This window comes from Aliivibrio thorii (assembly GCF_057368585.1).
In genome coordinates, this window is the sequence record NZ_CM170654.1 from 1,524,847 (window position 1) to 1,548,621 (window position 23,775).

Below are 23,775 nucleotides of genomic sequence, written 5' to 3' on the forward strand. Positions count from 1 at the left end.
ATTCACTTGCGACTCGTTATATACTGAGTACAATGCCTCGATAAAAACAGTAATAGGAATCACTCTCATTATGAGCAATGTCAATTCATCTACAATTAACTGGAATTGGTTATTAAGGCAAGCAAAAACCTATAAAAAACGATTGGTTTTTGCAAATCTCATCGCAATCATAGCGACCTTGATTAGTGTGCCTATTCCATTATTAATGCCATTAATGGTTGATGAGATCTTATTAAACAAACCATCAACCGGTATTGAATTATTAAATACAATGCTCCCTACATTTTGGCAGGGACCTTTTGGCTATATCTTTTTGGTGCTTGTTTTAGTCATTCTTATGCGTGTCGTTAGCCAAATACTAAACATTTATCAAGGAAGACAGTTCACCCTAGTATCTAAAACCATTACCTATCAAATCCGCCTTCAGTTATTAGATAAATTAAGCCGTATAAGTATGAAGGAATACGAGTCTTGTGGCAGTGGTGGTATTAACTCTCATATAATTACAGACATAGATACTATTGATAAGTTCCTCGGCCCGACACTTAGTCGCTTTATTGTGTCCTTTTTAACCGTTATTGGAACTGCTGGAGTTCTGTTATGGATAAACTGGCAGCTTGGCTTATTTATCCTTCTGGTTAACCCTATTGTTATCTATTTATCTCGTAAGCTAGGAAATCGCGTAAAAGATCTTAAACGAAAAGAAAATCAATCGTATGAACGCTTCCAAACCCGTTTAATTGAAACCTTAGATGGTATCTACCAATTACGAGCATCAAATCGTGAGCGTATCTTCTTAAATCAGCTAAAAACTCAAGCGGATGAAATAAGACACAGTGCCGACCAATTTGCTTGGCAATCGGAAGCTGCGGGACGACTTTCCTTCTTACTTTTTTTACTAGGTTTTGAGCTTTTTCGTGCAGCAGCCATGGTTATGGTGTTAATCAGTGATTTAAGTATTGGGCAAATGTTTGCGATATTTAGTTACTTATGGGTGATGCTATCTCCTATTCAAGAACTACTTAATATTCAGTTTTCTTGGTATGGGGCTTCAGCCGCATTAAAACGAATTAACACACTCCTACATATTGATGAAGAGCCAAAAGTCAGTTCAAAAATCAATCCATTTCATACAAAAGCAGCTACTGAAATAATCATTAACAATTTAAATTTTAGCTATAATGAAGAGAACCAAGTACTAAGTGACCTTTCTTTAACAATACGAGCAGGTGAAAAAGTTGCCTTGGTTGGGGCCAGTGGTGGTGGGAAATCAACGCTTATTCAACTATTATTAGGGTTATATCAACCTACTAATGGTCATATCCTTTTCAACGGACATAATACAAAAGACATCGGTTTTGAAAATATTAGAAACCAAATCTCGGTTGTATTACAGCAACCTATACTATTTAACGATACACTAAGGCATAATCTAACTTTAGGATCAGATTATTCTGATGATTTATTGTGGAATGCACTCGATGTCGCACAATTGCAAGATGTGGTCATTCAACTAACAGATGGGTTGAACACACAAATTGGTCGCCAAGGCGTAAAACTCTCAGGAGGACAGCGTCAACGGTTAGCAATTGCAAGAATGGTATTAACCGACCCTAAATTTGTCATTTTAGATGAAGCCACATCAGCGTTAGATACGGCAACAGAAGCAGCACTACACAAGGCATTAAGTGAATTCTTAGTTGGACGCACAACACTGATTGTTGCACACCGTTTAAGTGCGGTAAAACAAGCCGATACCATTTATGTATTAGATGATGGTAAAGTGTCTCAATCAGGCACACATCACGAACTGGTTACACAGCAAGGACTGTATCAAACTCTATATGGATCAATTCAAAGTTAATAGATTGGATATAAACCGTGGAAGACGCTAAATTTCGTCGCTGCCACGGCTGTGATCTTGTCGTAAAAGTAGCGAAGGTAGAAAGAAAGCAGAATGCCCAATGCCCTCGCTGCAATACACAACTGTATCGTGGTAATCGAATCTCATTAAACAGTGATTTAGCTATCGCCATTGCCGCTTTGTTGCTATTTATACCTTCGCATTTTTTCCCGATGGTCACCATTCAATTATTTGGTGTCATGATCCCTGCCACACTACCTTCTGGAACCATCACTCTAATGGGTGAAGGATTTCCTATGCTTGGATTATTAATCTTATTTTGTAGTTCTATTGTTCCTTTCCTTGTTTGTGGTTCCGTCGTTACCGCTCATTTAGCACTTAGGCGAAAGTGGTTTACTCTCTTTAGGTCCAGTATTTCAACCATTCAGCATTTAAAGGATTGGATGATGTTGGATGTCTTTCTCGTAAGCTTAGCGATTGCGTGTTTTAAAATACAAGATCATGCTGATATTTTTATTGGTTCAGGTTTATATGGATTAATTCTACTGCAATTTGTGACGTCGTTGCTATTAACACACGTAAGTGCAAGACGTTATTGGCGAGTATGGCAAAGAAAACATCAACAGCATATCGAAGCTCCAATTAGTGAACCAGAAGAGTCTGTTCATTGTGGGCATTGCCACTTCACACAACAAAAAGGCAGTCACTGCATTCGCTGTAAACGCCCTATACATTCAAGAAAACCAAAGTCTATACAGAAAACATGGACCTATTTACTAACTGCTGCAATATTTATCATTCCTGCAAATATTCTTTCCATCTCTATACTATTAACTAACGGTAAGCGATTAGAAGATACAATATTTTCAGGTGTTGCAGGATTAATAAAAACCGATATGTATGGCATCGCCATTATTATCTTTGTTGCAAGTATCATCGTACCTGTCGCTAAAATTCTTGGCTTAGGCTATTTATTATTATGCGTTCAATTTAAACGAACCGTTTTTCATCGCCAAAGAATGTCAATATATGTGGCCGTAAAATGGATAGGTAAATGGTCTGTAATGGATTTGTTTGTAATCTCGATTATGATGACATTAATCGATCGTGGACAAATTCTAGATTTCACTCCCGGCCTTGGTGCCGTTGCCTTTGGCTTAGTTGTGGTATTCACCATGCTAGCCGCTGAAAGTTTTGATTCTCGTTTAATTTGGGATAATTATGAGCGAAGCAAAAAATCTTGATTCATCTATTGAACAAGTAAACATCAAAAACGAACGAGGGATATCTCCACTTTGGATGCTACCCCTTCTTGCCCTATGTCTTGGCGGCTGGTTAGTTTATTCTGCTTTTATGGAAGCAGGCCAACGTGTTCAAATCTATTTTGATGATGCGCAAGGTTTAATAGCAGGCCGCACGACCATTCGTTATCAAGGGCTTGAAGTCGGTATGGTAAAAAATATTACCTTATCTGAAGACCTCTCTAATATTTATGTGGATGCAGATATTTACCCAGAAGCATCAAACCTCCTTAAAGACAGCACTCAATTTTGGCTTGTTAAGCCTCAAGCCTCTTTAACGGGTATTTCAGGGTTAGATGCGCTGGTTTCTGGTAATTACATCGCTATTTTACCTGGTTCAGGTGAGGCAAAAACAACATTTACCGCCTTAGCAAACTCCCCAGCAATTCAACCCGATACAACAGGACTAAGTGTTACGCTTCGTTCTAAAGATTTAGGGTCAATTTCTGTTGGTTCAAAAATCTATTACAAAAAAATCCCAATTGGTGAAGTGTATAATTTCAAATTAGACCAAAAAACCGATAACGTTCGAATCAAAGCGCTGATTAAAGAAGAATATACTCACTTAATCACCTCTAAAAGTCGCTTTTGGAATGCAAGTGGTATAGGCGCTAGTTTAGGTTTTAATGGTGTTGATGTTCAACTTGAAAGCTTATCAGCATTAATTGGTGGAGCTATAGCAGTCGACTCACCTGACGATGGTGCTGAAATTGAAAATGGCAAAGAGTTCCGTCTTTATTCGAACATTAAAACTGCGGGTCGCGGTATACCGATTAAAATCACGTTACCTGATAACAACCAAGTAAGCCCTAATGGCTCAGCTATTATGTACCGTGGTCTTGAGATTGGTCAGATTAATAGTTTAAAACTGTCTGATGATAAAAAAGACATCATCGCTTCAGCAACAGTGGAACCTGCGTTTAGTGAATATTTAAATGATGGCTCTCGCTTTGTATTAGAAGAAGCAAAAGTAGGCCTATCTGGCGTTGAAAACATTGGTAACCTTGTTCGTGGTAATTTCCTTACTTTAATCCCAGGTAACGGCGATAAATCACGAACATTTGCTGCAATTAGAAAACCAGAACTAATCAAACAAGATGCAAAAGCCCTTACTTTTTCACTGTATGCAGATCGCTCTTTTGGATTAACTCCAGATACCACAATCTTATACAAAGGCATTAAAGTTGGTTCAGTAACTCACGTAGCATTAGTTAATGACCGAGTTAAATTCGATGTGATGATTTTTGAAAAATACAAACATCTAATTAAATCTAACAACAAATTCTTTGTCTCTGGCAGTGTTTCTGCAGAACTAACCGACTCTGGTGTGAATATTGATATTCCACCCACGCAAGCATTAATTTCAGGCTCAATCAGCTTTACTAGTGAAGGCAAAGGCTACAAACAAAAAAGTTATACGTTATTTAAAAATAACTCTCTTGCAGAGCTAGCGCAGTTCAAGACAGAGAAAAGCACTGAGCTAACTCTATTTAGTCCTGAGCTACCGCCTATTACTAAAAACAGCCCTATTTTATATCGTAACCTTGTGGTCGGAAAAATTACCGATTTCAGCTTAGGTAATGATGGTGTCAACATTAAAGTAAACATTGAAAAACAATACGCACACTTGATCCAAGACGATACTGTATTTTGGAACTACTCTGGTGTGAATGTTGAAGCAAGTTTAAGTGGTGTGAATATTCAAGCTGCCCCCCTCATGTCTATGATCCGAGGTGGTATTGGTTTTGATAACATACAAGGCGTCGAAAACAAATTAGGTAAAAAATGGAAGTTATACTCAAACTTATCTGAAGCACAAGAGTTTGGCAAAATCATTGCCTTTACAGCAAAAGACAGTAACTCCATTTCAAAAGGAACCTTAATTAAATACAAAGGTGTTTCTGTTGGTGAAATAAGCAAAGTCACACCAAACTTTAAACAAGGTAATGTATACGTACAAGCTCGTGTCTATCCTGAATATGTAGATCAAATTGCAGTTTCAGGCAGCCATTTTTGGATCGTTAAACCAAACATTAGTTTAGCCGGTGCTGAAAATCTAGACACCCTACTTGGCAGTTATATCCAAGTCACTCCGGGAAGTGGCAAAACGAGAACCCAATTTAATTTAACAGACCAACCTAAAAGTAATAAGTTAGTTACCTATACATTAGAATCAATTACTCGCGGCTCAGTAAAAGTTGGAACCCCTATTTTATTTAGAGAAATGGAAGTGGGTGAAGTAACCGATGTGAAATTAGGCGATTTATCTGATCGCGTTATTTTCACCATAGGTATTGATCCCGATTTCGGCTACCTTATTCGTGAAAACACCGTTTTCTGGAATGTTTCAGGCGTAAATATGTCTATTGGTTTAAGTGGAGCAAAAGTACAAGCCGGTACAGTAGACAGCATCTTACGTGGTGGTATTGCATTCTCTACGCCAGATGATGAAGCATTACAACCTAAGGCAAAAGCAAATAAATCTTATCTATTGCATAAATCAGCAGAAGAAGATTGGCCTCTATGGAATGCTGCAATACCCAATCCAAACAATTAAGAATAGACCTATAAAATCGTAAATTTAGGCAGCCAAACTTCACATTGGCTGCCTTTTTTTATTTAAGCCCTTAAATTCTCTTATAACTGTAGATTCCATTTAGACAATAGTGTTAATTGCGTTTACACTCCCTGCCATAACATCATCCTATGAGATTCATCCGTGCACGATAATATTTATCTACCTGAAGCCTTCTTAGCACAAGTACAAGAAACCATGCCTTCCCACCTTTCAATGGAAGAGTTTGTTGCAGCTTGTAAACGTCCTTTACGCCGTAGCATTCGTGTAAACACATTAAAAAATAGTGTAGAAGAATTTAAACAGCGCGCCGATGAAAAACAATGGAAACTAGAGCCGGTTCCTTGGTGTGATACTGGTTTTTGGATAACAAGACCAGAAACAGATACCGTTAAACTAGGCAGTACCGCTGAGCACATGTCAGGGCTTTTCTATATCCAAGAAGCAAGCTCTATGATGCCAGTGACCGCATTATTGAAAGATAATGATGAGATTGAAATGGCGTTAGACATGGCTTCTGCGCCGGGGTCTAAAACAACACAGCTTGCCGCAGGAATGAAAAACCAAGGTGCTCTAGTTGCTAATGAGTTTTCATCAAGCCGTGTAAAAGTATTGTGTTCTAATGTACAACGCTGTGGTGTGAGTAACGTCGCCCTTACCCATTTTGACGGCCGTGTTTTTGGTGGTTGGTTACCAGAAACTTTTGATTCTATTTTATTAGATGCGCCTTGCTCTGGTGAAGGCACAATACGTAAAGATCCAGATGCCATGCACAACTGGAGCCCAGAATCTGTTATTGAAATTGGCGATACTCAACGTGATTTAATTGAAAGTGCTTTTCATGCCCTCAAGCCTGGTGGTGTGATGGTCTATTCAACTTGTACGTTGAACCACCAAGAAAACCAGAATATTTGCCATTACTTAGTAGAACAATTTGGTGACGCGGTCACGTTTGAGCCATTAGGTGATCTTTTTGAGAATGCAGAAAAAGCATTAACACAAGAAGGCTTCTTACACATTTACCCACAGATCTTTGATAGCGAAGGATTCTTCGTTGCAAAAATTCGTAAAAATTCAGCGACAACTCCACCTGAAGTGAAAAAACGTTTAGGTAAATTTCCTTTTGTTACAGCATCAAATAAAGAAAAAAAAGACATTGAAGCGGAATTAAAAACGAGTTTAAATCTATCGATCCCAGAGGCAAATGAACTATGGATCCGAGATAAAGAAGTCTGGGCTTTCCCTAAACGAATGAAACCATTAATTGGTGAAATGCGTTACCACCGTATTGGATTTAAATTGGCAGAAACTCATAAAAAAGGCTATCGCTGGCAACATGAAGCAATCATGGCATTAGCAGAAGCTAATAACTCAACAGCAACAGAGTTAACCATTGAAGAAGCTCGTGAATGGTATATGGGCCGTGACGTCCGTCCTGAAGATGTAGGAAAAGGCGAAACGATAATAACTTATTGTGGTGCTGTTATTGGACTAGGTAAATGGGTTGGAAATCGAGTTAAAAATGGGCTTCCTCGTGAATTGGTTCGTGACGGAAACTTATTTTAATAATATAAAGTGCTCTCTCGATATAGAGACCCTCATTTAGTAATTAAATAGTAGGAATACGGACATGCCTTCACAATATCGAATCAACCGGATTGTTGACATTGGGGACACTCTGCACCGTTGCGGGTGTGCCCCTTATAAAGTAGAACGTTACACCACTTTTTATGCCGATAAATACGGCGTAAATTGCATGATACAAGCCACTCCAACCTCCATAAATTATCAGTTTCCAGACGATAATAATGCAGTCATTATGAAGCGACACAAACCAGCAAGTATTGATCTCGGTTTACTCGCTAATACTATTATCCAACTTCAGCAACCTCTTACACCTGTGCCTTTAGCTCCTGCAGAAGGGGTCTCTTACCCTACTTGGATAGTACTTTTAGCCAACACTTGTATCCCACCCGCTTTTTTAATGCTTGTAGGCTCCACATATGAAGCTCTTTGGGTTAGCTTTATTCTTGGTTTTCTAGTCTGGTGCTGCCAAGTTATTTGCACTAAGCGTCGCAGTATTGCTGTCGAATTTTTTAGTGCTTTGATAATAGCCTTTACCGTCACTTTTATTGCTAGTCTTGGTCTCCCCATCCCAATTTTAGGGTTATGCATTGCAGCCGTAGTGCTTTTTGTCCCCGGGTTGTCAATTTCTAATGCGTTAGAATGTTTAGCTTTTAATGATTTAGTTTCAGGAACCAGCTTACTTGGTCAATGCTTCCTTACCTTAATAAAGCTGCTTATTGGTATCATCATTGGGCTTCATATTGGAGAAGCAATTTTCGGCGTATCCGACTCCATTACCTATCAAAATGAATTCCCTCTTTGGTTACAGATAATTGGTTTACCTATTATTTCGTTTTCGATTGGAGTTATGTTTAAAGCAAGACCAAAAGATACATTATACAGTTTACCCGTTGCCGCATTAGGCATGTGGGGACCTTTCTATCTTGGATTCGATGGTGGATGGGTTGTTGGGACTTGGGTTACAACGGTATTAATCACTCTTTACGGAACTTGGATTGCAAGACGTTTGAACTTAACTGGCATTATCTTTATTGTTCAAGGGATCATCATTCTTGTACCAGGAAGCCGTATCTTAGTGAGCGCAAGTCAAAGCGTCTTTGAGCAGTCTATCTTACCAATACCGAGTATCGGATTATCTGCCCTATTTATGTTCTCAGCTATTGTTGCGGGACAAATTACAGCTTATTCAATTTATTCTCCAAAAATTGAACGTGATTTATAACCAAGTATATTAATACCAATATTTATCCAAAAAAAGATAATAAAAAAGGCCAACTATCAGATAGTTGGTCTTTTCAATTCTTTAAAATAATGTCATTTTTATTTAAATAATTCCAATATAACTAATTAAGTGATCTATTTACTACGCAGGAAAATCACTTAAGAGTAAGGAAAAACTCTTATAAGTAGTTATTCTACAATAATAATTTTTAACGCAACTATTGAGTTATTTAACCAGTAATAATGATCAGATAATTAATGGAATTGATATAACATTATCTAAAATGATTAAGCACGGCTCATGAACTTATGCTCAGTCGTATTGATCTTAACTTTCTCACCGTTAGCAATGTACTCAGGAACTTGTACCGTTAAACCAGTTGTCATTGTCGCTGGTTTAGTTCGAGCACTTGCAGAAGCACCTTTAATTGAAGGCGCTGTATCAACGATAACTAGATCAACTGCTGAAGGTAATTCAATCGCAACTGGCGCACCATCAACGATTAAAATTTGAAGACCTTGCGTCTCTTCAGAGATGAAAAGTAACTCTTCTTCGATAGCTTCTTTGTTAAAGTTGTATGGCGTGTAATCTTCTGCATCCATGAATACATACTCATCACCATCAACATAAGAGAAAGTCGCACTACGACGGCTAAAATCAGCTAGGCTGATGATATCGTCCGCTTTAAAGCTCTCATCTGCTTTTGAACCAGTTGCTACATCATACATACGCATACGGAATAACGTTGCGCCAGCACGACCACTTGGTGTTAGCTTACTGATTTCTTTAACGAAAAATACTTTACCGTTGTGTTCAATTGCTGAACCTTTCTTAATGTCACTTGCCTTTGGCATGATAAAAAATCCATAAATAATTGGTAGGTGAAAAATACCATGAACTTTTTATATCTCCAATAAATATGTGCTTGAAACTCGCCATTTATCGACTATTTATTGAGCATTTGATTCAATCATTGCTTCTTTTCGACCTTGTTGCCAAGATCGCAACATAGTTACCGCAGTATAAAGAACAACAAAAGACACTAACCAAGCCAACATTTCTACATCTAACGATTTCACGATAAATGCAGCAATAAATACACCGATAGAACCAGTCACCGCTACAACTAGCGCAGCTCTTGAGTTCAAAGCCTCTTTTTGAATAAAGTTACCTGATGAGAAGAAGCATAAAAAAGCACATGAACACATCATGATAGGAAATGCCGCTAATGGATTCATTCCTAATAAGTAAATCATTGTCATGCATGGTGCATATAAGCCAATCCCAACCGTCATCAACGCACCAAAAATAAAGTTACCTATAATACCGATCATTAACTTCTCACCAGATAAACCAAGTGCGTCTCCACCAAGTGGGAACAAATGAAATTGTCCAGCAAACATTAACAGTGTCACCACAAATAAAGCACCAGTCATAATCAATCGAATCAGTTGGCGATCAAAATTAGAAACCAATCGAGCCCCTATCGTTGCACCCGCACACGCGGCAACAATTAAACTAAGTAATGTTGTTAAATCAACATTAACTGCCGTCAAGAATATTAGAGCTTGAAATACCGTCGCCATGGTTGCTTGAGCATTCATTGTTCCAGGTAGGTCTTTATCATCAAGAAGCTTAAATTGCTTATAGCCCGCTGTTTTTATGGCAAAACTTCCTACACCTAATGTGTCACAGAAATTCGCAAACCCACCAATAAGACCAATTGCGATCACATTTGTGTTCTTCTCTATTCCCTTGTTTCTCATCCATAATTTAATAAGCATATAGAGAAAAATTGCGCCACCAATAATTAGGCTAATCTGTAAGAGTAGAAGAACGGACATGATACATCACACTGTAATAATAAAGGCGCAAATCATAGTCCAGTTTTATTTGAAAAACCAGCAAGAGCCCTTACGGGGAAAGGGCTACTAGAAATAACAACTAACAATTAATCCATACCGTTAACACTTAAAGATAAAAGCATCAATAATAATGATGTATTTAGCAGGACAATCAACGAAAATAGGCTTTTCGATGTTTTTTTATCGTTATTTATCGAATGGTTTGATGTGTTAGTTTAAAAAAAAGTGATAGGTTTGTTGGTTAAACTTATAAATAAAAATATCTTATGAAAACAAAACTATTATTCCTTTCGCTTTTACTTGCAGCTTCCTGTTCAGCCCAAGCCGATCGCCTAAATGATATTCAACAATCTGGCGTCCTTCGTGTTGGTACCACTGGTGATTACAAGCCCTTCTCTTCTTTTGATGGCAAAAACTACGCAGGCTACGATATTGATGTTGCGAAACACGTAGCAAATCAACTTGGAGTAAAACTAGAACTGGTTAAAACATCATGGAAAAACCTAATTCCTGATTTAAACGCAGACAAATATGACATAGCAATGGGCGGGATCACCCGAAAAATGCAGCGTCAATTAAACGCAGAGCAAACACAAGGTTATATGACTTTCGGTAAGTGCTTTCTTGTCGCTAAAGGTACAGCTGAGCAATTTAATACGCTAGATAAAGTTAATTTAGAAAAAATTCGTGTCGGTATTAATATCGGTGGAACAAATGAAATTTTTGCTAATGATAATTTAAAGAAAGCTAATTTTACACGTTATGAAAACAACTTAGATGTTCCCCAAGCCGTCGCAACAGGAAAAGTTGATGTCATGGTTACTGAAACGCCAGAAGCTCTCTATTACCAAGCAACAGATCAGCGCTTAGAAGCCGCTCGATGTGATAATCCATTTACAAAAAGTCAATTTGGGTATCTTGTACCTAAAGGTGAACAAGAACTGCTAAATACAATGAATTTCATTATGGATGAGATAAAATTGAAAGGAATTGATGAAGAGTTAATGAAAAAAAATTCACTTCGATAGCTTCTTTACTTTAAAAGTACAAACATAAAAAGAACGTAAAGATAACTATCAATACGTTCTTTTTTATTTATGGTTATTCCGCTTGAGCTCGTCGTTTTTGAATCAAATTAATCACAAATTTAATCGCAATTGGGAATACGCCAAGCAAGGCTAATGAACCTAATATTTGAGGAGAAATCAATCCAGATAACGACGTAATCTCTGATAATTGTGTACCAGCATTAAGGTATACCATCGTTCCTGGCAGCATACCTAATTGACTAAAGAGATAGAAACGCCCTGCACTAATCTTCGTTAATCCCATGAGCAAGTTAATAACAAAAAATGGGAAAATAGGAATTAATCGTAATGTGAGTAAGTAAAAGGCACCATCTTTCTCAACACCTTGGTTTATAGGTACAAGTTTATCTTTAAATTTGCTATCTACCCACTCTCTTAACAAATAACGGCTGCTTAAAAAAGCAATAGTCGCACCGATACTGCTCGCAAAAGAAACCAGTAGCAAACTCCACCAAAAACCAAACAAAGCCGCGCCAAGTAACGTAACAACAGCAGCTCCAGGAATAGACAATGCAGTAACAACAACATAAGAAAAAAAGTAAGCCGCACTATAAAAGAAAAGATTTTCCTGTATGTCACTTTGAAGCGATTGATGAAACCCTTTAATTTGTTCTAGCGTTAATAAATGACCAAAATTTAAATAAACAACGGCAAATGAAACAAGAAGTACAATGAGTAATATTAGTTTCTTATTCATGATCTCCTCCTGCTTTCACATCAGTATTCATGATTTTTGTCAGCTCATCAAAGCCACCAACATATTTACCATCTAACCAAATCTGAGGAACCGTTACAGGTGTTTTCTCACCAATAATCGCTTTAACTTCAGGGATCATTCGATATAGAGCCGCACTGTCTTTCACAACATCATGATAAACATACTCTACTCCTGCCTCATCTAAAGCAGCTTTAGCTTTAATGCAAAACGGACAAGTAGCCTTACCAAAAACAACATTTCCTTTAATGTCATCTTGCTTAGCGACTTGTGCAATAACTGCCTGAACTAAAACGCCACGATTTAATGCTTCGCCTTCACTGATCACTTTATCTTCAACAATAATAATTGGTGCATGCCATGCTTTAAGTTTTAATGGTTCCCACCAATGGGATAGCCAATCTTTCACTTCTAATTCAATTGGGATCCCAGCAAGCTCAGTATTAAATGTATCTTGTAGGATATCTTTCGTTAACGTGCATTCACCGCAAGGAATATTAACTTTAAAAGGTCCCCAACTGCCTGCCCAACGATATAACGTGATTTTAATTGGCTTCATGATTTTATCCCTTACCGATACAAATTAAACTGAACTGTTTAGTTTAATTTAGCCTATATCAAGTTTATGTCAACAATTAAAAAACAAAAGACATAATTAATTAACTTAATAATAGCCGTTATTTTTGCATAATAAATAAGATATAGGTGATAAACGATAAGATAACCATCTATGGGTGATGATTTGTCTACTTAGATATAAAACTAAAGATAATTAGAGAGCTCTATCAGATTGCCATCAGGATCTCTGAGATAGATAGAGATTATATGCCCTAAAGCCCCTGTTCGTAAGACCGGCCCATCAATAATCGTGATTCCTTGTTCTTCTAGGTGTTTTATTACTTCTGAAATATGCGTTTTCATAATAAAACAAAGATCAGCACTTCCGTTTTTTACATTTAGAGCTTTTGGTTCAAACTCATTGCCTTGTTCATGTAGATTAATTTTTTGATCACCAAATAACAAAGCCACTCGCCCCTCACCAAAGGTTACTTTCGTCATTCCAAGTGCGCGAGTGTAAAAAGCGATAGTGTCATCAATACTTTTTACCGTAAGCACTAGATGATCTAAATGACTAATTTCCATAACTAACCTCTGCCTACATACTATTCAGATTTAAAAATAATATCTAAAAACAATTGATGAGCTAATTCAATAAGTGATATATCTTTCGTTAATTGCAATGTTGCTAACAAACCGTTATAAACCAATCCTGCCTTTTTGGCTTTCAGTTCAGCATGATCAATTCCATGTCGATTTAATAGCGCAATGAGTAACTCTTGAGTTCGTTGCTTATATTGTGAACTAACCTGAGTAATAGCAAGATCTTCATTACTGTATTCACTAAACGCCAATTGAAAATAACAGCCATTAAATGAATCAATATCAATACAAGTAGCAAGTCCTTCAAAACGTAGAGCTACTTTTTCTTCTAGAGTCAGATCTGTATTCTCAAAAAGAACCTTTACACCCGATAGAGATTGCTCACTAAAGAGCTCTAACGCATTAACAATCAAATTTTCTTTAGATTGAAAATATTTATAGATAGTCGCTTTTGACAACCCAGTAGCCGCAGTAATCTTATCCATGCTCGTGCCATGAAAACCATACAGAGCACATAATTCTATCGTTTTTTGTAATGCATTCAGTCTCTTTTCTTCTTTCATGACATCTCTCTCCTTTATTGGTTCCATAATAGCAAAATAAACCGTTTAGTTCAAAAACCAGTTGACTTAGTGTAGATTATCGATAAATTAAACTAAACAGTTTAGTTTAATTTGGTTTATTCAAGGACACCAAATGAACAATACGACAACATCAGGAATACATAATGAAACATCTCTAGGTTATAAAATTGGCGTTTTTGGGGTTGTTCTTACTTTGCTGTGGATAGGTATTTTTAAATTTACCCCTACAGAAGCAGCGGCTATCGAACCTTTGGTTGCTAATCACCCTTTAATGAGCTGGATATACCATTTTATGTCAGTACAAATGGTATCGAACATCATTGGTTTTACTGAGATAGTCATTGCAATAGGACTTATTGCTGGGTTCGTTAGACCTAAAGTTGGTTTCTATTCAGGGATCTTTGCCTTATTGACTTTCATTGCCACGCTCAGCTTTTTAGCAACGACGCCTAATACATGGAAGATAGTTGATGGCGTATTAACAACCAACTTCTTTTTACTTAAAGACATTGTGTTTATCTCTGTATCACTACTCGTAATTGAGCATAATAAAAAATACATAAGATAGATAAACAAACAGCCTGCTTATATGCCTAAGCAGGCTGTGCCTTTTTAAGCTAATCCATCAAGCTTTTTGATTTAGTCGCCTTTTTGGATAACTCTTTAGCAAATGTAGCAATATCATTTTCAAACTGATCAACACTCTCTCGAATATCATCTAACTCTACAGTCAACATTTTTCTGCCTTCCATAATGACTTTACCATTCACAATTGTTGTATCTACATTACTCGGGTTCGCTTGATACACTAATGTGGAATATGGGTCATAGTTTGGCATCATATTGGCAGATTGAGTCTCTACAATAATGATATCTGCCTTTTTTCCTACTTCTAAAGAGCCGATTTTCTCTTCCATATGCAGTGCTTTTGCTCCACCTATGGTGGCCATTTCAATCACTTGTTCCGGTATCATGATCGTTCTATCTGAATGTTTTAAGCGTTGCATGTTTGCCGCATAACTCAGAGTTCGCCATAAATCGACTTGATTTGAGCTCATTGGGCCGTCTGTACCTAAACCAATTCGCATATCGGCTCGATACATATCCCACGCAGGAGCAACACCTGTAGCCCCTTTTGCATTCGCCATTGGATTATATGAAATCCCAGCATCGGCCTCTTTAAGCAAAACCTGATCGTGTTCTGATAAATGAATGCCATGCGCAATCACAACACGTTCATCAAGTACACCAATCTCATCTAAATATTCAACCGGTGATGCTGCTTTTGTTGGATCTTTAATACGCGTTTCTTCATTTGGAAATTCAGCGACATGTATTAATACTGGAACATCATAATCTGCGGATAACTTGTTAATTTCTTGAAGTTTCTCTTTACTCACCGTATAAACAGCATGGGGAGCATAAGCTGGAGTAATTAGTGGATCATTTTTGTATGCTTCAATAAAGCCTTTGGCGTATTCAATACCACCATAGGGTTGCTTTGCATCCACCACTGGAAATTTAATAACTGTTTCACCAAGTACGGCTCTTAAGCCCACCTCTTTGGTCGCCTTCGCCATTTCATCCATGTGATAGTACATATCGGAATATGTCGTCACACCGCTTTGAGCTAAATCGATAGTTCCTAATTTAGTCGCATTATAAATAAGCTCACGACTTAGCATTTCAGATTCTAAAGGGAAAAAATAAGCAAATAAACGGTTTGAAATCCCCTCTTCACCTAAACCACGAAACGCAATCATTGGAAGATGATTATGAGCATTAATCATCCCTGGCATCACGATCCCGTCTTCTGCATCAATCATTTTTGGCGCTTGGTACTGATTTAATAACTCAACCGTTCCAACAGCTAAAATCTCATCATTTTTAATGACAACAACACCATCATCAATGACTTTCATTGCAGAGTTCACTGTCAATATTTGTCCATTATTGATGATCACATCGGCGTTATATTTTTGCTTCTCTGTCGCAACGCCACAACCAGAAAGCAAAACAGCGCTAATACTAAATACCAAACTTTTAAGCTTCATTCCTAAACCTTAACTAAATATTCCCTAAATAATGAGTCAAAGTAAGCGTAAAGGGAAAAATAAACTTACTGTCTTTTTATAAGAAAAAAGAACGTAAAGCGTTTATAGCAATACGTTCTTTTCTATTTTTATTTAACGCTTATTAAGCGTTATAGTTCGTACATTTTATCAAACTCGCGTTGCGCTAAAATCTCTTCAATTTTAGAGCGAGCATCAACTTTAATGTTCCCATCAGAGTTTGTTTGCTTTGCTTTCTTCCTTGATTTAACTTCACGTACTGGTTTAATTTTATCAGTCATATACATCTCCATTTGATAACGAGAGTATAACACTGTTTTAAACTCTAAATATCATCGCACCGTCAAATCATTCTCAATTAATAGATAAAAATAATGACATTTATCTTAAAACTGTAAAGAATCACCTTGCTCAGGGAAAATAAAATTTACACCTAGATTATTTGCTTCTACTAACTGCTTTTTAATAATCACTTTAGGATCTTCGCTATTTTTTAAGCTGTATTTGATGTGGCTTATGGCTACATTTAAGTCTTTTAAAGAACCTTTACCATTCATATTCTCAAGTACTGTTAACTCTTTCAATAACCAGTTTGGCGTTAAATGTCCAAACAAGGATTTATCTGGCGTTTCATTGGTAAAAGAAACTTCAATAATAATTCCCTTTAATTTCCCTTGTTTTACAAAAGGAGCTAAAGCAGACCACGCCGTTTTCATTGCCGAACTTTTTTAATTAAAAAAGCCGTTAAATTACCGTCTTGGATCCCTCCTTTACTCCCTAAAGTAACGGTATCAAAACTCGCTGATTGAGCCGAAAAAGAAAACACAGACAAACACGTAAATAACACTGCCAATTTATTTTTAAACATATCCAACCTTAATACTATTGCACACCCTTGTGCTTAATCTAAATAATACATTGAGATAAATAAATGGTGTATTAAATATTTAAGACTATTGATAAGAAAAAGCCGGTAACATTACCGGCTCTTATGGTTATTAAGATTCAAAAGCCCGAACTAATAATCCATCACCAGACACCTGATAAGTACCTGATTCAATGAATAATGATTGCCCTGCTAACAACACAGTGTCATTAAATTGAACACGCCCTTTAGCAACCAATAAAATTGAACGAGACGTCACCGTTAAAGATTGCTCATGCTCAGTAACTTGGCATAATGCCAATCCGAAATCGGTCTCTGTTGGCTGCAATATTTGTTCTGATTCAACAAGCATTGGTGCTAACTTTTCAGGGATAAACGAAGTAAATTGAGTACAAGCCATTAACTCAGCGGTATCAATATATTTTGGAGTAAGGCCTGCTCGTAATACATTATCTGAACAGCCCATCAACTCAATACAAGTGCCCTTTGTATACGCATGAATAGTACCTGCCGGTAAATACATCGCCTCACCAGGGTCTAGAGTTAAGCAGTTCATATAAAGTGGCGCTAATACCCCAATATCACTTGGATAATAATGTGCAAGCTCAACCAATTGCTGCCACATTGGATCATTGTGACCAATCCCAATAGATAATGCCTGTGCAATGATCTGTTGTTTATCTTCTTGTGCTAATTGCAATAGTGATAATAATAATGTCTGATGATTAAATGCGTCACTTTGTAAGATAACGTTTAATGCATCCGACTGAATCAAACTAAGATTATCCGTAATATCTTCTAGCTTTTTAAATCCCACCATAATTTTAAAAGGTGACAGCGCCATGACCATTTCAGGTTTCGCGTAAGCATCTTTATAATTTCTATGTGGTGCATCTAAAGGAATGTACTGTGCATTTTCACGCTCAAACCCTTCTCTCGCTTGAGTATTATTCGGATGAACTTGAAGAGACAAAGGCTGAGAGGCACTCAATACTTTAAACAAAAAATTCAGCGGTTTTTGCTCTAAAAACTTATCTAGTGTTTGCCAAGAACGGTCCTCAAGTTGAACTTTAGAAGGCAACGATGGATGCCCACCCAGCCACAACTCAGCCAACGGTTTATCATCTTTAATCGGAAGCCCAAACAACCCATAAAGTAAGTGAGAGCCCCATTGATAATGGCGCTGCCCTGCTTCAACGTTATATACGGTATTCATTAGGATAACTCTTTAATTGCAGAAATAAGTGCTGTTAATCCTTGCTCTACTTTTATGCGCGGACAACCTAAGTTAAGTCTTACAAAGCCTTTCCCTGCAACCCCATAAGTACTGCCTTGCATGATGGCAACTTTATGGTTCTTAATTAAACACTGATTTAATGCATCCATATCTAGTGATAAAGAAGAAAGATCAATCCATGCAAGATACGTAGAGTCAGGGATTTGATAACCAATACTTGGTAACTCTTTCGCCAACATCTCTTGAACATAGCGATGATTCTCATATAAGTATGACTTCAGTTCATCAAGCCAAGGACCCCCTTCTTGATAGGCAGCCATTAAACCAATAACACCAAGAATAGAAGGAGAAGAAAGCCCATCCACTTGTTTAAGATTAAATAGGTAATGCTCCCTTGCAACATCATCAGCTATAAAAGCATAAGAGCCATTAAGCGCCGGAATATTGAATGACTTTGATGCTGAACTAACTAAAGCCCAACGAGTTCCCATTCCAAAGCCTTGCCAAGGCGTATGAGGTTTAAAACAGATGTCCATGTGGATCTCATCACTGATCACTGCCACATGATACTTATCACAAAGAACTGCCATGCGTTTCAACTCATCAGCACTCCAGACTTTACCTGTCGGATTATGAGGGCTACACAACAATAAAACCGTATTATTCGGATCGGATAATTGAGCTTCAAATACATTCCAATCAATTTGATAACCATCTGAAGAAGGAGATAATTGATTTGGAATAATGGTTCGCTCTAATCCTAAAATCATTTTATCAAAGGCATCATAAGCAGGGATATGAATAATAATACCTTCACCTGCACTGCTCCATTGACGGATCAGCTGAGAAATAATGTAAATAACAGATGGCCCATAAACAAGATGCTTACCATCAAGCTCAGCATTGAAACGGTGCTTAAACCAATCAGTGATCGCCCCTTTAAAATCGCAGTGATCCCAACGGCTATAACCAAATACAGGATGTTCCATTCGTGATTTTAGTGCATTCATAACCACAGGTGGCGCAGCAAAATCCATATCTGATATTGTGAATGGCAAAAGATCGGCCTCACCGAAGCGATCAGCAACGTAATCCCATTGAGTGCAGTAGCTGCCTTTACGATTGATTTGCTCAGAGAAATTAAACATAGCGGCTCCAAAAGCTCATTTCTATAAGATTAAAATACGAAGAATGTGAAAAAGGTGGAGAGAACCTCCACCTATAAAGATTAAGCCGTTGCTGACATTAAGGATTGCATCTCATTTTTTACAATATGAACTTGTGCGCCAATAACAACCTGTAAGCTATGTTCATCAAGCTTAACCACACCAAGAGCGCCATACAGTTTTAGCTGAGCATCATCGACCAAACTCATGTCTGCAACCGTCATGCGTAAACGTGTAATACAGTTATCTAATGACGTGATATTCTCTGCTCCACCCAGTGCTGCAAGGATAAGTTTTCCTTTACCACCTGCAGTTGCAATAATCGCCGCTTCTTCTCTAGACATCGCAACGTCTTCCGCTTCACGGCCCGGGGTTTTAAGGTTGAACTTAAGAATCGCAAACTTAAACACAAAGTAATAAACCGCGAACCAGACACCTGCAACCACAGGAACTAGATACCATTTAGTAGACAGACCTTGAAGTACACCAAATACTAAGAAATCAATAATATTGCCATCGGTGTTACCAATCGTAACGTCTAGCATTCCCATAATCATGAAGCCAAGACCAGTTAAAATTGCGTGAATAAAATACAAAACTGGAGCAACGAATAGGAACAAGAACTCAAGAGGCTCAGTGATACCACCAACAATACAAGCAACCACACCAGATACTAACAACGCTTTAATCTTGCTACGGTTTTCAACTTTAGCACAGTGGTACATCGCTAGAGCTGCACCAGGAAGGCCACCCAAGAACGCAGGCATTTTACCTTGAGATAAGAAAGCAGTAACCGATGGAGTAAAGCCTTGAGTTTCAGAACAAGAAAGCTCTGAATAGAAAATATTTAATGCGCCAGATACCGTATCACCACACACTTCCATCGTGCCGCCCGCTTCAGTAAAACGGATAAGCGCAACTAAAATATGATGAAGACCAATGGGTAAAAGTAGACGTTCGCTCATGCCAAATAAGAAAGGACCAAAATCACCCGCACCTGCAATTACGTGACCAATACCGTTAATACCAGCCGCAAAGTAAGGCCAAATAAAAGGAACCAATAAACCAACAATACCTAACGTAATCGTTGAAATAATAGGAACAAAACGAGCACCACCAAAGAACGCTAATGCATCAGGCATTTTAAACGTGTAGAAGCGAACATGCAGCTTAGCAACGATAATACCAACGATAACCGCCCCTAAAATACCGGTATCAATCGATTCAGTACCTAAGATAGATTTTACACCGTAAGCTTCACGTAGCACTTCACTATCCAGTACTCCGTTCACTGTTAGGTAGAAGTTAACCGCTAAATTTAATGCCGCGTAACCAACCAAACCAGAGAATGCCGCCACCCCTTTCTCTTCACGAGCAAGGCCCATAGGAATGGCAATCGCAAACATAACGGGAAGATAAATAAAGGCCACTAAACCAATCTTTGTCATCCATATAAATAAATACTGAAAAGCAACATTATCAAAAAATGGCATCGCCTCTTTTAATGCAGCACTTGAGAAAGAGCTACCAATACCAAGCAATATCCCTGAGAACGCAAGTAAAGCAACAGGAACCATGAAGGTTTTACCTAAGCTTTGTAAGAACTCCCATAAAGTCGTTTTATTCGCTTTTTGCTGCATAAAATATCCTTAATTGAACACTTAAAATAAATACCGTCGAGTAATTTAAACGTCTTCATTCATTTAAATTTTCTCTTAATCTTGGTCAATACAATACACCTGACAAATATGGGTAAAACGTTTTACCAATAATCTTGTGCGAGTGATCACGATCTTTTTCCATTCGATTGATAATTACGCTAGAATGACGGCAATAAATGTGTTTTATTAGGTAAAACGTTTTATCTAATTCGCGGTAAAAGAAGTGCTATGACAAACAAAAAAGCAAATATTAAGGATGTTGCAAAACGCGCTGGCGTCTCAGTAACAACCGTATCAATGGCACTGAGCGATAAAGGACGGATCTCACCTGAAACCATTCAAAAAGTAAATCAAGCGGTACAAGAGCTTGGTTACATTAAAAACCGTACAGCCTCTAACTTACGCTCAAAACAGTCACTATTAATTGGATTGGTTCTAAGAGATATTAGTGATCCCTATTATGCCGAGATTGCGGCAGGGTTAAGTGAAGTATTAGAAGAAAAAGGTTATATGCTTTTTCTTACCCAATCAGGCACAAATCAAGATAAATTTGATCAATGCATTGAGACCATGGTCGCACAAGATGTGGGTGGGATTGTATTTTGCCCTATCCGTGACATTGGTGTTCCTAATGTCCAAAAAATACAAGATTTAAATTTACCGCTAGTGTGTGTCGCTCGAGCAAAAGTAGGACAACAAATTGACTTTGTTGGGCCAGATAATATGCAAGCGGCTAAAATCGCCACTGAGTATTTGATTAAACAAGGACATCGCCAAATTGCTTACGTTGGCGGACAAAGTGATTCATTAAGCAGAGCCGAACGTTTAGGGGGTTATTGCAGTACACTCATGCAGTTTGGTTTGCCCCTTAAGCCTGAATGGGTAGTCGAATGTGATAAAAGTCAAACCGCTGCCGCAGAAGCTGTAAATCAACTAATTAATAAAAACCCAAAAATCACCGCCATACTTTGCCATTATTCATCAACAGCATTTGGCGCGGTATACGGTGTTAATCGCTCTAATCGCAGTGTGGGTAAAGATAATTATATTGGGCAACAAATCGCTATCATAGGATTTGATGATGTGCCTGAAGCTGAATTAATTCAACCATCACTCACCTTTGTATCATCCCCTATTCGAGACATTGGCCGACAAGCAGGACATCGATTAATTCATCAAATCAACAATAAAGACAGCGCACCTCAAAGTCTGATTTTAAACCCAGAATTAATTGCTCGTGATTCAGCTTAATTATCTGTTTTAATAAATAAAAATTACATATAAAAGAGAAAAGTTTGGGTTAGTAATATGTAATTATAAGCCCAAACATCTGATACTATGAACGCAGTTTATGCCTCACTTGACTAAAGCGATAGAAAACCAAAGACAGAAGCAATAAACCACAGCCAACCAGTTTATTCAACGGCATTGATTCATCATATATCCAAACACTAAGCAGCATTGTCCAAATAGGTTCAAGTAACATTAAGATGGCTGCATTAGTCGGAGTTACCCACTTTTGTCCTATCGTTTGCAATAAATAACGTAAACTGGTTGCCAGTAACACACTTAGTAACACCCACTTCCACGTAACTAAGCTCACCTCTTGTGGCCATGTTTCTAAAAACAGTGATAACACCACACCTAAACAACCAACCATGAATAATTGCAATGTCGTTAATAAAATGGGCGGCAAGCTTGCTGAGTATTTACTGTTGAAATTAAAATGCGTCGCAAGCCCTACTGCCGCAAAAATAAACCATAGTTGACTTGCCGATACATTCCAACCATCGTTCCATGCCAATAAAAACAAACCAGAAACCGCAATGGGTAAAGAGAACCAAAATGCTCTTGGTGGCCTATTACCAAACAATGGCCATGCAAGTAAAGGAACAAACAGCATAGAGAGGCTCATAATAAACGCCCCTTCACCTAAAGTATCACTGATTGATATTGCATGGATCCAACAGAATAAAGCGGCAGAAAGCAATACGCCAACTCCCATTGAACGAACACAATCTTGCCATAATGCTCTTTTCAACGCGCTAAAACAAAATGGCAATAAACACAGCGATGCCATGACAAAACGAATGCCAATAAAGCCAAACGGAGGCAACTCTTGAATTGCTTGTTTTGAGAAAACCCACCCAGCACCAGCCAAAAGAGTGGTTATAATTAAAATAGGCTCTGCACGGAATTTAGTTAGCATAAAAGGGCTTATAGTAATGATGAGGAAAATAAAAAAAGAGCATATTGTGATTACAACCAACATGCTCTTTTATGCTAAATAGTTTATAGATATTAAGATGCCGAACTTCGTAAAGTTATAACCTCTTTAAAACATGACTATTTAGTATTAATTACATCGCCAATAAGCAGACGTTTAGGGTTATCGATTTGAGGATTCAATTGAAGTAAATCTTCTAATGCAATACCTTGCTCTCTTGCAATGCTGTATAACGTATCATCTTGTTTGATTGTGTAATACATAACCGCTTCATCAACTTGCTTTTGCGCTTGAGCTTTAAGCTCATTTTGCTCAGCATCTAATTTGCGAACCGTTTGGTAAATTTCACTGTCAGTGTCTTTTTGTGATTGTAATTCAGTTTCTAGTGTATTCACTTTAGACTCTAACGTACCTACTTTTGATTCTAGGGCGCTTATTTGTTCTGTCTGATTTTTTTGCTGAGCAATAAGTTCATCATTTGATGCACAGCCAGTAAGAACTAATGTAGACATTAGCGACGCGACTAGAATAATATTTTTTGTCTGTTTCATACTTTTCTCACAA

Annotated in this window: 23 protein-coding genes; 8 read left to right on the plus strand and 15 right to left on the minus strand. The window is 37.7% G+C overall.

The window, feature by feature from the left end; translation table 11 throughout:
* Nucleotides 1–70 precede the first annotated feature (70 nt).
* The 5 genes from AC2IP4_RS06935 (at nucleotide 71) to AC2IP4_RS06955 (ending at nucleotide 8,549) form a co-directional block, all read left to right on the plus strand.
* Nucleotides 71–1,864 carry an ABC transporter ATP-binding protein gene (locus AC2IP4_RS06935; RefSeq protein WP_486310726.1) on the plus strand — a complete coding sequence of 598 codons (1,794 nt, stop codon included), beginning with the start codon at nucleotides 71–73 and terminating at the stop codon, nucleotides 1,862–1,864.
* 17 nt (nucleotides 1,865–1,881) lie between these two features.
* Nucleotides 1,882–3,108: a PqiA/YebS family transporter subunit gene (locus AC2IP4_RS06940; protein ID WP_486310727.1), complete on the plus strand. Its 1,227-nt coding sequence runs from the start codon at nucleotides 1,882–1,884 to the stop codon at nucleotides 3,106–3,108.
* Nucleotides 3,086–5,722, plus strand: coding sequence for an MlaD family protein (locus AC2IP4_RS06945; RefSeq protein WP_486310728.1), 2,637 nt, complete (start codon nucleotides 3,086–3,088; stop codon nucleotides 5,720–5,722). Before AC2IP4_RS06940 ends, AC2IP4_RS06945 begins: the two co-directional genes overlap by 23 nt.
* 162 nt (nucleotides 5,723–5,884) lie before the next feature.
* Nucleotides 5,885–7,306: a 16S rRNA (cytosine(1407)-C(5))-methyltransferase RsmF gene (gene rsmF / locus AC2IP4_RS06950; protein ID WP_486310729.1), complete on the plus strand. Its 1,422-nt coding sequence runs from the start codon at nucleotides 5,885–5,887 to the stop codon at nucleotides 7,304–7,306.
* A 64-nt stretch (nucleotides 7,307–7,370) separates the two neighbouring features.
* A complete protein-coding gene (locus AC2IP4_RS06955; protein ID WP_486307270.1) occupies nucleotides 7,371–8,549 on the plus strand; it encodes a threonine/serine exporter family protein in 1,179 nt (392 codons plus the stop codon).
* A gap of 287 nt (nucleotides 8,550–8,836) precedes the next feature.
* On the opposite strand, the gene efpL is transcribed toward AC2IP4_RS06955, so the two are convergent.
* On the minus strand, nucleotides 8,837–9,403 hold the full coding sequence (efpL, locus tag AC2IP4_RS06960) for an elongation factor P-like protein EfpL (RefSeq protein WP_105054692.1): 567 nt from the start codon (nucleotides 9,401–9,403) through the stop codon (nucleotides 8,837–8,839).
* Nucleotides 9,404–9,499: 96 nt separating this feature from the next.
* Nucleotides 9,500–10,393: a sulfite exporter TauE/SafE family protein gene (locus tag AC2IP4_RS06965; RefSeq protein WP_486310730.1), complete on the minus strand. Its 894-nt coding sequence runs from the start codon at nucleotides 10,391–10,393 to the stop codon at nucleotides 9,500–9,502.
* A 287-nt stretch (nucleotides 10,394–10,680) separates the two neighbouring features.
* Between AC2IP4_RS06965 and AC2IP4_RS06970 the strand changes: the two genes are divergently transcribed.
* Complete coding sequence (locus tag AC2IP4_RS06970) at nucleotides 10,681–11,442, plus strand: transporter substrate-binding domain-containing protein (RefSeq protein WP_486310108.1); 762 nt, start codon at nucleotides 10,681–10,683, stop codon at nucleotides 11,440–11,442.
* A gap of 73 nt (nucleotides 11,443–11,515) precedes the next feature.
* Here AC2IP4_RS06970 and AC2IP4_RS06975 read toward each other — a convergent pair whose 3' ends face one another.
* The 4 genes from AC2IP4_RS06975 to AC2IP4_RS06990 all read right to left on the minus strand — a co-directional run bounded on the left by AC2IP4_RS06975 (nucleotide 11,516) and on the right by AC2IP4_RS06990 (nucleotide 13,941).
* Nucleotides 11,516–12,199 carry a TVP38/TMEM64 family protein gene (locus AC2IP4_RS06975; RefSeq protein ID WP_105054689.1) on the minus strand — a complete coding sequence of 228 codons (684 nt, stop codon included), beginning with the start codon at nucleotides 12,197–12,199 and terminating at the stop codon, nucleotides 11,516–11,518.
* A complete protein-coding gene (locus AC2IP4_RS06980) occupies nucleotides 12,192–12,776 on the minus strand; it encodes a glutaredoxin (protein ID WP_486310109.1) in 585 nt (194 codons plus the stop codon). The genes AC2IP4_RS06975 and AC2IP4_RS06980 overlap by 8 nt, the downstream gene beginning before the upstream one ends.
* A gap of 203 nt (nucleotides 12,777–12,979) precedes the next feature.
* A complete protein-coding gene (locus tag AC2IP4_RS06985; RefSeq protein ID WP_375322402.1) occupies nucleotides 12,980–13,360 on the minus strand; it encodes a VOC family protein in 381 nt (126 codons plus the stop codon).
* Nucleotides 13,361–13,380: 20 nt separating this feature from the next.
* The gene (locus AC2IP4_RS06990; protein ID WP_375322401.1) at nucleotides 13,381–13,941 is read right to left on the minus strand and encodes a TetR family transcriptional regulator; all 561 of its coding nucleotides are present in this window, start codon (nucleotides 13,939–13,941) and stop codon (nucleotides 13,381–13,383) included.
* Between the two features lie 133 nt (nucleotides 13,942–14,074).
* On the opposite strand from AC2IP4_RS06990, the gene AC2IP4_RS06995 reads away from it, so the two are divergent.
* Nucleotides 14,075–14,530, plus strand: a complete 456-nt coding sequence (locus AC2IP4_RS06995) for a DUF417 family protein (RefSeq protein ID WP_375322400.1) — start codon at nucleotides 14,075–14,077, stop codon at nucleotides 14,528–14,530.
* Nucleotides 14,531–14,579: 49 nt separating this feature from the next.
* Here AC2IP4_RS06995 and AC2IP4_RS07000 read toward each other — a convergent pair whose 3' ends face one another.
* From AC2IP4_RS07000 to malX, 7 genes are all read right to left on the minus strand, one after another.
* A complete protein-coding gene (locus tag AC2IP4_RS07000) occupies nucleotides 14,580–16,016 on the minus strand; it encodes an amidohydrolase (RefSeq protein WP_486310110.1) in 1,437 nt (478 codons plus the stop codon).
* Nucleotides 16,017–16,165: 149 nt separating this feature from the next.
* Nucleotides 16,166–16,315 (minus strand): hypothetical protein, encoded by a 150-nt coding sequence (locus AC2IP4_RS07005; RefSeq protein ID WP_181044629.1) that lies wholly within the window; start codon nucleotides 16,313–16,315, stop codon nucleotides 16,166–16,168.
* 105 nt (nucleotides 16,316–16,420) lie between these two features.
* Nucleotides 16,421–16,750, minus strand: coding sequence for a hypothetical protein (locus AC2IP4_RS07010; RefSeq protein WP_375322398.1), 330 nt, complete (start codon nucleotides 16,748–16,750; stop codon nucleotides 16,421–16,423).
* The gene (locus tag AC2IP4_RS07015; RefSeq protein ID WP_375322397.1) at nucleotides 16,747–16,902 is read right to left on the minus strand and encodes a hypothetical protein; all 156 of its coding nucleotides are present in this window, start codon (nucleotides 16,900–16,902) and stop codon (nucleotides 16,747–16,749) included. The genes AC2IP4_RS07010 and AC2IP4_RS07015 overlap by 4 nt, the downstream gene beginning before the upstream one ends.
* 130 nt (nucleotides 16,903–17,032) lie before the next feature.
* Nucleotides 17,033–18,136, minus strand: a complete 1,104-nt coding sequence (gene manA / locus AC2IP4_RS07020; protein WP_375322396.1) for a mannose-6-phosphate isomerase, class I — start codon at nucleotides 18,134–18,136, stop codon at nucleotides 17,033–17,035.
* A complete protein-coding gene (locus AC2IP4_RS07025) occupies nucleotides 18,136–19,305 on the minus strand; it encodes a MalY/PatB family protein (protein WP_375322395.1) in 1,170 nt (389 codons plus the stop codon). Before AC2IP4_RS07025 ends, manA begins: the two co-directional genes overlap by 1 nt.
* Before the next feature lie 80 nt (nucleotides 19,306–19,385).
* A complete protein-coding gene (gene malX / locus AC2IP4_RS07030) occupies nucleotides 19,386–20,963 on the minus strand; it encodes a maltose/glucose-specific PTS transporter subunit IIBC (RefSeq protein ID WP_375322394.1) in 1,578 nt (525 codons plus the stop codon).
* Nucleotides 20,964–21,212: 249 nt separating this feature from the next.
* On the opposite strand from malX, the gene AC2IP4_RS07035 reads away from it, so the two are divergent.
* Nucleotides 21,213–22,235, plus strand: a complete 1,023-nt coding sequence (locus AC2IP4_RS07035; RefSeq protein ID WP_486310111.1) for a Mal regulon transcriptional regulator MalI — start codon at nucleotides 21,213–21,215, stop codon at nucleotides 22,233–22,235.
* 85 nt (nucleotides 22,236–22,320) lie between these two features.
* On the opposite strand, the gene AC2IP4_RS07040 is transcribed toward AC2IP4_RS07035, so the two are convergent.
* Together AC2IP4_RS07040 and AC2IP4_RS07045 are read right to left on the minus strand one after the other, a co-directional pair.
* A complete protein-coding gene (locus AC2IP4_RS07040) occupies nucleotides 22,321–23,193 on the minus strand; it encodes a DMT family transporter (RefSeq protein ID WP_375322392.1) in 873 nt (290 codons plus the stop codon).
* A 137-nt stretch (nucleotides 23,194–23,330) separates the two neighbouring features.
* The gene (locus tag AC2IP4_RS07045; RefSeq protein WP_060990939.1) at nucleotides 23,331–23,762 is read right to left on the minus strand and encodes a LysM peptidoglycan-binding domain-containing protein; all 432 of its coding nucleotides are present in this window, start codon (nucleotides 23,760–23,762) and stop codon (nucleotides 23,331–23,333) included.
* Between the last annotated feature and the right edge of the window lie 13 nt (nucleotides 23,763–23,775).